Origin of the sequence: Streptomyces sp. NPDC019937 (assembly GCF_040631655.1) — a bacterium.
In the GTDB taxonomy this organism is placed as follows: domain Bacteria; phylum Actinomycetota; class Actinomycetes; order Streptomycetales; family Streptomycetaceae; genus Streptomyces.
This window is the reverse complement of the sequence record NZ_JBEYAL010000061.1, coordinates 24,331-38,303: the sequence shown is the minus strand read 5'-3', so window position 1 is coordinate 38,303 and position 13,973 is coordinate 24,331. Positions and strand designations below refer to the sequence as shown.

The window sequence follows — 13,973 nt, the reverse complement described above, 5'->3', positions numbered from 1 at the left end:
CGTACGGTGGTCGGGGAACTCACCTTCCACGAGCCCACGATGCCGGTGGTGTCGAACCTGACCGGTGTGCTCGCGACGGCCGGCGAACTGTGCTCGCCGGAGTACTGGGTACGCCACGTCCGCGAGACCGTACGGTTCGCCGACGGGGTACGTACCCTCTCCGAGAGCGGCGTGAAGACCTTCCTCGAACTCGGGCCCGACGGCGTGCTCTCGGCCATGATCCAGGGGTCGGCGCCGGACGGGACCACCGTCGTTCCCGCGCTGCGCAAGGACCGGTCCGAGGAAGCCGCCATGACCACCGCGCTCGCGCGCCTGCACGTCACCGGCGCCCCGGTGGACTGGCGGGTGTTCTACGCGGGCACCGGGGCGCGCCGGACCGACCTGCCGACGTACGCGTTCCAGCGCGAGCGGTTCTGGCCGACGGCGTCGCTGCGCTCCGCGGACGCGGCCGGCCTCGGCCTGGCCCCAACGGAACACCCCATGCTCGGCGCCGTGATGGCCGTCGCGGGCTCGGCGGAGGTGGTCCTCACCGGCACCCTGTCGCTCGCCCTCCACCCCTGGCTTGCCGAGTACACCGTCGACGGTGCGGTCATCCTGCCGGGCACGGCCTTCCTGGAGGCCGCGATCCGCGCGGGCGACCAGGTCGAGTGCGAGCGGGTGGCGGAACTGACCCTGGCCGAGCCGCTGGTGGTGCCGGAGCGGGGCGCGGTGCGGATCCAGGCGCGGATCGGCGCACCCGACGACGCCGGGCGCCGGGAGCTGTGGTTCCACGCGCGCCTCACCGACGACCCCGACGCCGCGTGGACGCCGCACGCCCACGGGTGGCTCGTACCGGGGGAGCGGGGGGCCGACTTCGACGCGGCACAGTGGCCGCCGGCCGGCGCGACCGGGATCGGGCTGGACGACCTCTACGAGCGCTTCGCCGACGCGGGCCTGGTCTACGGGCCCGCGTTCCAGGGCCTGCGGGGGGTCTGGCGGCGCGGCAAGGACCTCTATGCCGAGGTCGCGCTGCCCGACGAGGTGCGCGACGCCGACGGCTTCGGCCTGCACCCGGCACTGCTGGACTCCGTACTGCACGCCGCGGTGTTCACCGGCGGCGAGGAGGACGCCGAACGGCTGCTCCCGGCCGAGTGGCGCGGGGTGTCGCTGCACGCCGCGTCCCCGCGGGTGCTGCGGGCCCGGCTGACCCGCGAAGCGGACAGGCTCGTCCTGGCCGCGGCCGACGCGCAGGGCGCGCCGGTCCTCTCGGCGGACTCGGTGGTGCTGCGGCCGCCGGCGGCCCGGCCGGACGCACCGGCCGGGCCGGACCACCGGAAGTCCCTGTTCCATCTCGATTGGGTGGAGCGGCCGGAGTCCGGGACAGCCGCCGACGACTCCGCCTGGTTCGTCCTCGGGCCCGACGAGCTCGGGCTGGCCGACGGGCTCGGTCAGGACGCGGAACCAGTGAAGTCCCTAGCCGAAGTGCGCGATCGTGGCGGCGCGGTGGCACCGCGGATTCTCGCGGTACCCGTCGCGGGCCATATGGATGGCGGCCCGGAGACGGTGCACGAGGTGACGCATCGGGTGCTGGCGCTGATGCAGGAGTGCCTGGCCGAGGACCGGCTGGCCCGCACCCGCCTGGTGTTCGTCACCAGGGGAGCGGTCGCGCCGGAGGGCGAGGACGTACCGGGCCTGGCCGCCGCGGCGGTGTGGGGTCTGGTGCGGTCCGCACAGATGGAGAACCCCGGCCGGTTCCTGCTCGCCGATCTCGACGGCTCGGCCGCCTCCGCGGCCGTGCTGCCGAGCCTGCCGGGTACGGACGAGGAGCAGTTCATGGTGCGGGAAGGGACCGTTCGGGTCGCGCGCATGATGCACGCGCCCGAACCGCCCGCGCCCGCCCGGAACGGCTCCCCCTGGGGGCCGGAGGGCACGGTGCTGATCACCGGTGGCACCGGCGGCCTGGGCCGCGAGCTGGCCCGGCACCTGGTGACCGAGCGTGGGGCCCGGCATCTGGTGCTGGCGAGCCGCCGGGGCGCCGAGGCGCCGGACGCGGCAGAGCTGCGCGACGAGCTGACCGCCCACGGCGCGGAGGTGTCCCTCGCCGCCTGCGACTTCGCCGACCCCGTCGCCGTACGGGAACTCCTGGCCGCGGTCCCGTCCGCACACCCGCTGACCGCGGTGGTGCACACGGCCGGTGTGCTCGACGACGGTGTGCTCGACGCGTTGACCCCGGAGCGGGTGGACGCGGTGCTGCGGCCCAAGGTCGACGCCGCGTGGCATCTGCACGAGGCGACGCGGACGGCGGACCTCGCGGCGTTCGTCGTCTACTCCTCGGTGGCGGGCGTCATGGGCAGCCCCGGGCAGGCGAACTACGCCGCCGCCAACGCCTTCCTCGACGCGCTGGCCCAGCACCGCAAGCGTGCGGGGCTGGCCGCGACATCGCTGGCGTGGGGCCCCTGGGCGCAGGGCACCGGCATGACCAGCGGGCTGGGCGACGCCCACATCGAGCGCATGAAACGGTCCGGGACGCCGCCGCTGACCCTGGAACAGGGCCTCGCCCTTTTCGACGCCGCCACCGGCCGCGACGAGGCGAACCTGATCGTGATGCGTACGGCGGGCAAGGCCGGTCCCAGCACGACGATGTTCGCCGGCGCCGTGCCCCCGATCCTGCGCGGCCTGGTCCGCGCCGGTCGCCGGACCGCCGCCGCCGACAACCGGGCTGCCGACCTGGCGGCGCGACTGGCGGACACCCGCGAGCACGAGCGGGTGCGCTTTCTCACCGATCTGGTACGGGGCGAGGCCGCGGCCGTACTGGGGCACGGTTCGCCGGACCAGGTGGGTGCCGAGCGGGAGTTCGACCGGCTCGGGTTCGATTCGCTCACCGCGATCGAGCTGCGCAACCGGCTCACCGCCACGACAGGGCTGCGGATGCCCGCGACCCTGATCTTCGACTATCCGACACCGGCCGCCGTCGCCGACTTCCTGGCCACCCGCCTCGGCGAGCCCGCCCGGGCGGACGCGGGCCCCGCCCTGCCCGCCGAACTCGACCGGCTGGAAACGGCACTGTCCGCAGCGCTGTCGGCGGAAGACCTCGGCGAGGCCGCCAGGGCAGGGGCCGCGGCGCGGCTGCGGAAGATGCTCGCACGGGTGACCGGCACCGGTACCGGCCCCGGCACCGAGACCGGCGAACGGGACGTACAGCAGCGGATCGAGGCGGCGAGTGCCGACGAGGTCCTCGCCTTCATCGACAGTGAGCTCGGCCGGCCGACGGACCACTGATCACCGGCCCTCGGCCGATCACTCAAGCGGAAGCGGAAAGGCGCCTTGACCATGGCGGACGAAGAGAAGCTCGTCGAATACCTGAAGTGGGTCACCGCGGATCTGCACCAGACGCGGCGGCGGCTTGAGGAGGTCGAGTCCGGCCGGCACGAGCCGGTGGCGATCGTCGGCATGGCGTGCCGGTTCCCCGGCGGGGTGCGCTCGCCGGAGCAGCTGTGGGACCTGGTGGCCTCGGGCGCTGACGCGATCTCCGGCTTCCCGACCGATCGCGGCTGGGATGCCGGGGTGCTCGGCGGGGACGGCCGCGGCCGCAGCGTCACCGGCGAAGGCGGATTCCTCTACGACGCGGCCGACTTCGATCCGGGCTTCTTCGGGATCAGCCCGCGCGAGGCGCTGGCCATGGACCCGCAGCAGCGGCTGCTGCTCGAAGTGTCCTGGGAAGCGATCGAACGCACCGGGATCGACCCGCTCTCGCTGCGCGGCAGCCAGACCGGCGTGTTCGTCGGGACCAACGGCCAGGACTACGTCCGGCTGGTGGCCGAGGCGCGGGAGGACATGGACGGCCACGGGGGGACCGGGCTCGCGGCGAGCGTGATCTCCGGGCGGCTCTCCTACGTGTTCGGCCTCGTGGGCCCCGCCGTCACCGTGGACACGGCGTGCTCGTCGTCGCTGGTGTCGCTGCACCTGGCCGCGCACGCGCTGCGCAGCGGGGAGTGTTCCCTGGCGCTTGCGGGCGGGGTCACCGTGATGGCGACCCCCGCCAGCTTCGCCGGGTTCAGCATCCAGGGCGGGCTGGCGCCCGACGGCCGCTGCAAGCCCTTCGCCGAGGCCGCGGACGGCACCAGCTGGTCCGAGGGCGTCGGCGTGCTCATGGTGGAACGGCTGTCCGACGCGATACGCAACGGGCACGAGGTCCACGCCGTGATACGGGGCTCCGCCGTCAACCAGGACGGCGCGTCCAACGGTCTCACCGCCCCCAATGGCCCCTCCCAACAGCGGGTGATCCGCCAGGCCCTCGCCAGTGCCGGGCTCTCCCCGGCGGACGTGGACGCGGTGGAGGCGCACGGCACCGGCACCACCCTCGGCGACCCGATCGAGGCGCAGGCCCTGCTCGCGACGTACGGGCAGGACCGGGAGCAGCCGCTGTACCTGGGCTCGGTGAAGTCGAACCTCGGACACACGCAGGCCGCGGCGGGCGCCGCCGGACTCATCAAGACGGTCATGGCCATGCGGCACGGAGTGCTGCCGCGCACGCTGCACGTCGACACCCCCTCGTCCCACGTGGACTGGACCGAGGGCGCGGCCGAACTGCTCACCGCCGACACCGACTGGCCCCGGACCGACCGCCCACGCCGGGCGGGAGTGTCCTCGTTCGGGATCAGCGGCACCAACGCCCATGTCATCCTGGAACAGCACACGCCGGACGAACCGGAGGCCGCCGGGGGCCTCGCTCCCGTGCCCGGCGCGGTGCCCTGGCCCGTCGCGGGCAGGACCGAGGCCGCGCTGGCCGCGCAGGTGGAGAGCCTGAAACGGTTCGCGGCACAGAACCCGAAGTGTTCGCCGCTCGACATCGGTTTCTCCCTCGCCACCGCCCGGTCGGCGTTCGAGCACCGCGCCGTGCTGCTGGCCTCCGACGAGGGGCTCCTCGAAGTCGCCCGGGGCGAGGCCGGGGAAGCGCCGGTGGCCGTCGTCTTCTCCGGGCAGGGCGCACAGCGGCTCGGCATGGGACGCGGCCTCTACGACCGCTTCCCGGCCTTCGCGGAGGCGTTGGATGCCGTGCTCGCGGAGTTCTCCCCGCCCCGGTCCACGGCGTCGGAAAGCCTCGCCGGACCGCGGCCGGGACGGCTTCGCGAAGTGATCTGGGGCGAGGACGCGGACCTGCTGGACCGGACCGGCTATGCTCAGCCCGCCCTCTTCGCGGTCGACGTGGCGCTGTTCCGCCTGGTCGAATCGCTGGGAGTGCGCCCGCGATTCGTCGCCGGGCACTCGATCGGCGAAGTGGCGGCCGCACACGTCGCGGGCGTACTGTCCCTCCCCGACGCCTGCCGCTTGGTCGCGGCCCGCGCCCGCCTGATGCAGGCCCTGCCCGCCGGCGGCGCCATGGTGGCGGTCGAGGCCACCGAGGACGAGGTCCGGCCGCTGCTCACCGACCAGGTGTCGATCGCGGCCGTCAACGGTCCCTCGTCGCTGGTCGTCTCCGGTGAGGAGGACGCCGTCGCCGAGGTGACCGCCCACCTGAAGGGGCGCCGCACCAGCAGGCTGGCGGTCAGCCACGCCTTCCACTCGCCGCTGATGGACCCGATGCTGGAAGAGTTCCGCACCGTCGTCGCGCGCCTGACCTTCCACCAGCCCGAGATCGACATCGTCTCCAACCTGACCGGCGCGCTCGCCACGCCCGACGAGCTGCGCTCGCCCGATTACTGGGTGCGGCACGTCCGCGAGACCGTACGGTTCGCCGACGGCGTACGGGCGCTGGCCGCCGCCGGTGCCGGTGTGCTGCTCGAACTCGGCCCGGACGGGGTGCTCGCGCCGCTGATGCGCGAGTCCGTGCCGGAGCGCATCGCCGTCGTTCCCCTGCTGCGCAAGGACCGCGACGAGGAGTCAGCGGCCGTCACCGGCCTGGCCCGGCTGCACGTGGCCGGGGCCGGTGTGGACTGGCGGGCGTTCTTCGCGGGCACCGGCGCCCACCGGACCGACCTGCCGACGTACGCCTTCCAGCGCGAGCGGTACTGGCCGGAGGCTGCCGGGGCCGTCCCGCTCTCCGGCTCGGTGGACGGGGCGGACGCCGAGTTCTGGGCCGCGGTGGAGCGCGAGGACCTGCCGTCCCTGGCGGCCCGCCTGGACATCGACACCGACGCGCTGGGCGGCGTGGTGCCCGCGCTGTCGGCCTGGCGCGCCAAGCGACGGGCCCGTTCGCTCGCCGACTCGCTGCGGTTCCGGGAGAGCTGGCAGCCGCTGCGCGGCGCGTCCGCGGCCGCCCTGCCGGGCGTATGGCTTGTGGCGCTGCCCGCCGACGGGCCGGAAACCGACACCCCGTGGGTGCGGTCGGTACTGGACGGGCTCGGCCCGGACGTGGTCCCGGTCACGCTGGAGAAGCGGCCCGACCGTTCCGAACTCGCCCACAAGCTGGGCGAGTTGAGGGCGAGCGGCACAAGGTTCGCCGGAGTGGTCTCGCTGCTGGCGGCGAACGAGGCACGCCGCTGGTCGAGCGTGCCGATGGGTCTGGTCGACACCGCCGTACTCGTACAGGCCCTCGACGACGCCGGGATCCACAGCCGGGTCTGGGCGCTGACCCGCGGCGCCGTGTCGGTGGACGAGAACGACCCCGTCACCAGCCCGCGGCAGGCCGCGCTCTGGGGACTCGGCCGGGTCGCCGCCCTGGAGTACCCGGACCGCTGGGGCGGCGTGATCGACCTGCCGCCGGAGCCGGACGGCCGTACGCTCCGGAGGCTGATCGGCACCCTCGGCGGGCCCGGCGACGAGGACCAGGTCGCCATCCGCGCCTCCGGCGTGTTCGGCAGGCGGCTGCTGCCCGCCCCCTCCCGCGACGCGGCGCCGACCTGGCAGCCCGCCGGCACGGTGCTCATCACCGGCGGCACCGGCGCGCTCGGTGCGCACCTGGCCCGCTGGCTGGCCGAGCACGGCGCGGAACACCTGCTGCTGCTCAGCCGCCGCGGTCCCCAGTCGCCGGGCGCGGCGGACCTGGAGGCGGAACTGACCGCGCTGGGCGCGCGCGTCACCATCGCCGCCTGCGACACCGCGAACCGCGCCGAGCTGGAGGCCGCCCTGGCGGCCATCCCCGAGGAATTCCCGCTGACCGGGATCGTGCACGCCGCCGGCGTGCTGGACGACGCCGTGCTCGACGGGCTGACCCCGCAGCGGTTCGGCGCGGTGTTCCGGGCGAAGGTCTCCCCGGCGATGCTGCTCGACGAGCTCACCCGCGACCGGGACCTGTCCGTATTCGCCCTGTTCTCTTCGGTGGCCGGTGCCGTCGGCAACCCGGGCCAGGCGAACTACGCCGCGGCCAACACGGTGCTCGACGCGCTGGCCCAGCAGCGCCGGGCGCAGGGCCTGCCCGCGACCTCCATCGCCTGGGGCGCCTGGGAGGGCGGCGGGATGGCCGCCGGCATCGAGGACGTGCTGCACGAGACCGGCACCACGGTGCTGGAACCCGGGCTGGCTCTGGGCGTGCTGGCCGAACTGGTCGCCGCACCCGACCCGGTCACGGTGGTCGCCGACCTGGGGCAGCAGGACGTACTGGAGGCGCTGTTCAGCCTGCGGCCCAGCGCGTCGCTGAGCGCGCTGCCCGCCGCCCGCGAAGCACAGCGGTCGGCCCGCGACGTCCGGCGCGAGAGCGAGTCGGTGGCCTCCGACCTGCGGCGGCAGCTGTACGCGGCGCCGGAGTCCGAGCGTACGACGCAACTGCTGGACCTGATCCGGACGCACGCGGCCGGGGTCCTCGGGCACGCCGACCCGGAGGCCATCAGCGTGGAGCGGGTCTTCCAGGACCACGGCTTCGACTCGCTGACGTCGATGGAGCTGCGCAACCAACTGGCCCGCGTCACCGGCCTCGCGCTGCCCGCGAGCCTGCTCTTCGACTACCCGAGGCCCCAGGCACTCGCCGAGCACCTCGCGGCCGAACTGATGGGCCGCCGGGCCGAGGCCGACGAAGCGGCGCTCGGCGTCGCACCCTCCGGTGTCCCCGACGGCACCGACGACCCGGTCGTGATCGTCGGCATGGCCTGCCGCTTCCCCGGCGGCGTCGGCTCGCCCGATCAGCTGTGGGACCTGGTCTCCTCCGGCCGCGACGCCATCTCGGACTTCCCCACCGACCGCGGCTGGGACCTGCGGGGCCAGGGCGGATTCCTCTACGACGCCGCCGACTTCGACCCGGAGTTCTTCGGCATCTCGCCGCGTGAGGCACTGGGCATGGACCCGCAGCAGCGGCTGCTGCTGGAGACCGCGTGGGAGGCGATCGAGCGGTCCGGCATCGACCCCGCCGGGCTGCGGGGCAGCAGGACCGGCGTATTCGTCGGCAGCAACGGCGTGGACTACATGCATGTGATCGCCCGCGCCCGGGACATGGAGGGCCGGGGCGTCATGCTCGGCCCCAGCGTGATGTCGGGTCGGGTGTCCTACGCCTTCGGCCTGGAAGGACCGGCGGTCACCGTCGACACGGCCTGCTCGTCGTCGCTGGTGTCGCTGCACATGGCCGCCCAGGCTCTGCGGGGCGGTGAGTGCTCGCTGGCGCTGGCCGGTGGCGTGACGGTCATGACCACCTCGGCCAGCTTCGCGGGGTTCAAGCACCATGGCGGGCTCGCCCCGGACGGGCGGTGCAAGGCGTTCGGGGACTCCGCCGATGGCACCGGCTGGTCCGAGGGGGTCGGCGTGCTGGTCGTGGAGCGGCTGTCCGACGCGCGGCGCAACGGCCACCCCGTCCTCGCGGTCGTGCGGGGCAGCGCGCTCAACCAGGACGGCGCGTCCAACGGACTGACGGCGCCCAACGGCCCCTCCCAGCAGCGGGTGATCCGGCAGGCCCTGGCGAGCGCCGGGCTGGACCCGGCGGACGTGGACGCGGTGGAGGCGCACGGCACCGGCACCACCCTCGGCGACCCGATCGAGGCGCAGGCCCTGCTGGCGACCTACGGCCAGGACCGGACGCGCCCGCTGCTGCTGGGCACGGTGAAGTCCAACATCGGCCACACCCAGGCCGCCGCCGGCGCGGCCGGGCTGATCAAAACGGTCATGGCGATACGCCACGGCGTGCTGCCACGGACGCTGCACGTGGACGAGCCGTCGTCCCACGTGGACTGGTCGGCGGGAGCCGTTGAGCTGCTGACCGAGAACGCCGCATGGCCGGAGGCGGGGCGCCCCCGCCGCGCCGGGGTGTCCTCGTTCGGCATCAGCGGCACCAACGCGCACGTGATCCTCGAACAGGCCCCGCAGGAGCCGGCGGAGGATGCCGAACCGCCCACCGTCACGCCCGGCCTCGTGCCGTGGGTGGTGTCGGCCAAGAGCGAGACGGCCCTCGAAGCCCAGGTGGACCGGGTGCGCTCCATCGCGGCCGGGACCGCGGAACGCGCTCCGCTGGACATCGGGTTCTCGCTCGCCACGGAACGGTCGGCGTTCGACCACCGGGCGGTGCTGCTGGCCTCCGAGGACAAAGTGGCCGAGGCCGCCCGGGGCGTGGCCGGCCAGGGCGCGCCGGCGGTGCTGTTCTCCGGTCAGGGTGCGCAGCGGCTCGGCATGGGACGGGAGCTGTACGCCCGGTTCCCGGCATTCGCCGAGGCCCTGGACGCGGTGTTCGCCGCGTCCGATCCCGCGCTGCGCGAGGTGATGTGGGGCGAGGACGCCGAGGCGCTGAACGCGACGGGTTGTGCTCAGCCGGCGCTGTTCGCGGTCGAGGTGGCGCTGTTCCGCCTGGCCGAGTCCCTGGGCATCGCGCCGAAGTTCGTGGCCGGCCACTCGGTCGGTGAGATCGCCGCCGCTCACGTCGCGGGAGTGCTGTCCCTCGCCGACGCCTGCGCGCTGGTGTCGGCGCGGGCCCGGCTGATGCAGGCACTGCCCGGTGGCGGGGCGATGGTGGCGGTCGAGGCGACCGAGGACGAGGTGCGGCCGCTGCTGTCGGACCGGGTGTCGCTCGCGGCGGTGAACGGGCCGTCGTCGGTGGTGCTGTCCGGAGAGGAGACAGCGGTCGCGGAGATCGTGGCAGGGTTCGAGGACCGCCGGACGACCGGGCTGGCGGTCAGCCACGCCTTCCACTCGCCGCTGATGGACCCGATGCTGGACGAGTTCCGTGCGGCGATCGGCGGGCTCACCTTCCACGAGCCGCGCATCCCGGTCGTCTCGAACCTGACCGGGCGGCTCGCCACGGCCGGTGAGCTGCGCTCGCCCGACTACTGGGTGCGCCACGTCCGCGAGACCGTACGGTTCGCCGACGGCGTCCGCACACTGGCCGACGCGGACGTGCGGACGTTCCTCGAACTGGGCCCGGACGGCGTACTGTCGGCCATGGTCCAGGAGTCGGCGCCGGAGGCGGCCGTGGCCGTGCCGATGCTGCGCGCGGACCGCCCGGAGGAGACGGCGGCCGTCACCGCCCTCGCGCGGCTCCACGTGAGGGGCGTGCCGGTGGACTGGCGGGCGTTCTTCGCGGGCACCGGCGCCCGGCGGGTGGACCTGCCGACGTACGCCTTCCAGCGCGAGCGGTTCTGGCCGTCGGGCTCGACCGTCCCGGCGGACCTGTCCGGTGCGGGCCTCGCCCCGACCAGCCATCCGCTGATCGGCGCGACGGTGAACCTGGCGGGCTCGGACGACATCGTGCTGACCGGGACCCTCTCCCAGGCCACCCACCCCTGGCTGACCGAGTCCCGTTTCGGCGGCTCGGTGTACTTCCCCGGCACCGGATTCCTGGAACTGGCCATCCGCGCCGGCGACCAGGCCGGCTGCGACCGGGTCGAGCAGCTCACCATCACCACGCCGCTGATGCTCCCCGCGCGGGGCGCGACCCAGATCCAAGCACATGTGGGCGAGCCCGACGAGAGGGGCCACCGGGACACCCGGCTCTACGCACGGCCCGCAGACGCCGCGAGCGGGGACTGGCACCTGCACGCGACCGGCGTGCTCACCCCCGATGCCTTCCGCGCCCCGGCCGCGGAGTTCGACGCGACGGTCTGGCCACCGCCCGAGTCGACCCCGGTCGACCTCGACGGGCTCCACGAACGCCACGCCCTGGCGGGCCTGGAGTACGGACCGGCCTTCCGCGGCCTGCGGGCCGTCTGGCGCCGTGGCGAGGAGGCGTTCGCCGAAGTCGTCCTGCCGGACGAGGCAAGGGACGCGGACGGCTTCGGGATGCACCCGGCACTGCTCGACGCGGTGCTGCACGCCGCCGTGTTCGCCGGTGAGGACAAGGGCGAGTGCGCCCTGCCCTTCTCGTGGGACGGCGCCGTACTGCACGCCTCCGGCGCGTCCGTACTGCGCGCCCGGCTGACGCGCACCGGCCCGGACACCGTCACGCTGGCCGCGACCGACGTCGAGGGCACACCGGTGATCTCGGTGGACTCGCTGACACTTCGGCCACCGTCCGCCCAGCCGGATACGCCCGCCGGGCGGGACCCGCTCGACGCGCTCCACCGGGTCGAATGGGTCCCCGCCCCGACCGAGCCCACACCCCTCGCCGGGGCACGGTGGGCCGTCATCGGAGATGACCAGCACGACCTGGGCAACGCGATGGCCCTGGGCGGCGAGACCATCACCGCCTACGCCGCGACCCTGGCAGGCGCGATCGGCGAGGGCGGCGACAACGGACCCGTGCCGAACGGCTTCGTGGTCCCGGTCGCGGAGGGCTCCGGCCCCGAGGCCGTGCACGACGCCACACACCGGGCGCTGGCGCTGATGCAGGAGTGGCTGGCCGAGGAGAGGTTCGCCCGCTCGCGGCTCGTATTCGTCACCCGTGGCGCCATGGCCGCGGACGGCGAGGACGTCACCGACCTGGCCGCGGCGGCGGTGTGGGGCCTGGTGCGGTCCGCACAGTCGGAGAACCCCGGCCGCTTCCTGCTGGTCGACCTCGACGACGCGCACGTATCGGCGGGGGCGCTGTCCGGTCTGCTGGCCGCCGACGAGGAGCAGTGGCTGCTGCGGAAACGGACCGCACGGGTCGCCCGGCTCACGCGGGTACCCGCACAGCCCCCGTCCGGGCGGGCCTGGAACCCCGACGGCACGGTGCTCATCACCGGCGGCACCGGCGGCCTCGGCGGGGAACTGGCCCGGCACCTGGTGGCCGAACGCGGCGTACGGCGGCTGCTGCTGGCCGGCCGCCGGGGCGCCGAGGCGCCGGACGCGGCAGAGCTGCGCGACGAACTGACCGCTCATGGCGCTGAGGTGTCCGTCGCCGCCTGCGACGTCACCGACCCCGCCGCCATAGCCCGCCTGCTGGCCGACGTGCCGGCCCGGCATCCGCTGACCGCGGTGGTGCACACGGCCGGCGTGCTCGACGACGGCGTGATCGCCTCGCTGACCCCCGAGCGCGTGGACACGGTACTGAGGCCCAAGGTCGACGCCGCCTGGCACCTGCACGAGGCGACCCGCGAACTCGACCTGGCCGCCTTCGTGCTGTACTCCTCGGTGTCCGGGGTGATGGGCAGCCAGGCCCAGGCGAGCTACGCCGCGGGCAACGCCTACCTCGACGCCCTCGCGGCCCACCGGCGCGGCCAGGGGCTGCCCGCCACCTCGCTGGCGTGGGGCTTCTGGGGCCGCCGCACGGGAATGACCGGCCACCTCACCGAGACCGACATCCAGCGTATGAGCCGGTCCGGCACGCCACCGCTGACCCCGGAGCTGGGCCTGGCCCTCTTCGACGCGGCCATCACGCGCGACGAGGCCCAGCTGGTCCCGCTCCTGGTGGACCGGTCGCGGGCGCTCCCGCAAGTGCACCCGCTGCTGCGCAACCTCATCCCCAGCTCCCGGCCCACGGCGGCCGGGACGGCGAGGCCGCTGGCCACCGTACGGGACCGGCTCCGCGGCCTCGATCCGGACGAGCAGGAGAAACTGCTGGTGGACTTGGTGGTCGGCACCTCGGCCGTACTGCTCGGCCGGCGCGACGCGGACGCGATCGATCCGCAGGGCGCGTTCCTCACCATGGGCTTCGACTCGCTGATCGCGCTCGAACTGCGCAACCAGCTCGGTGAGGCGCTCGGCATGCGGGTGCCGACCTCGGTGGTGTTCGAGACCCGGACGCCCGCCGGGCTCGCCCAGTGGCTACGCGACCGGCTCGCGCACCAGGGCGGTATGAGCGCGGCCGCCGAACCCGGAGCGCTCACCGCCGTCCGGGAGAACGCCCAGGACTCGCTGGTCGGCATGTTCTTCGACACCGTGAACTCCGGCAGGCAGCTGGAGGCGATGCGGCTGCTGATGGCCGTCGCCGCCACCCGGCCGTCCTGCGAGGTGTCCGCCGAGGTCGAAGAGCTGCCGCAGCCGGTGACCCTGGCCACGGGCCCGGGCAAGCCCCGGCTGATCTGCATCAGCGCCCCCGGCGCGAACGGAGGCGTCCACCAGTACGCCCGGATCGCCTCCCGGTTCCGCGGCGACCGACACGTCTCCGCGCTGCCGCTGCTCGGCTTCGCCGAGGGCGAGCCGCTGCCCGCCACCAGCGAGACCGCGGCCCGGCTGATCGCGGAGAGCGCGCTGCTGGCCAGTGACGGCGAGCCGTTCGTCCTCGTCGGCTACTCCACCGGCGGCACCTTCGCCTACCGGGCCGCGGGCGTGCTGGAGGAGGTCTGGGGCGTCCGCCCCGAGGGCGTCATCATGCTCGACACCCTCAGCCTCCAGTACGAGGCCGGGGAGCAGGTCGACTGGGACGTGGTCCAGAGCAACTACCTCGCCGGCATCGACTCCCCGTCGGTGAAGCTGAACAGCGCCCGGCTGTCGGCGATGGCGTACTGGTTCATACGGATGACCACCGGAGGCGCGGAGCGGTACACGACCTCGGTGCCGAGCCTGCTCATCCGGTGCGCGGAGTCGCTGCCCGGGGTCGGGCACGGGGATACGGTGCCCGCGGTCCCGGCCTCCACCACGCGCCTGATCGACGCCGACCACCTGACGCTGATCGCCGACGACTCCCGGGAGACCGCACGCCTGATGGAGGAATGGCTCACCACCCTGGAATCCGACGGTGGCGCGTAGAGCCGTCCGCCGCAAGGACTAAGGGAATGTAAAGATCC

General features: G+C 74.3%; 2 protein-coding genes. Both read left to right on the top strand.

Annotated elements, in window-relative coordinates:
- On the top strand, positions 1 to 3,258 hold a 3,258-nt coding region (locus ABZ562_RS37865; protein WP_361489040.1), incomplete at its 5' end, for an SDR family NAD(P)-dependent oxidoreductase.
- 45 nt (positions 3,259 to 3,303) lie between these two features.
- Positions 3,304 to 13,935, top strand: a complete 10,632-nt coding sequence (locus ABZ562_RS37860) for a type I polyketide synthase (RefSeq protein ID WP_361489037.1) — start codon at positions 3,304 to 3,306, stop codon at positions 13,933 to 13,935.
- The last annotated feature ends 38 nt before the right edge of the window (positions 13,936 to 13,973 follow it).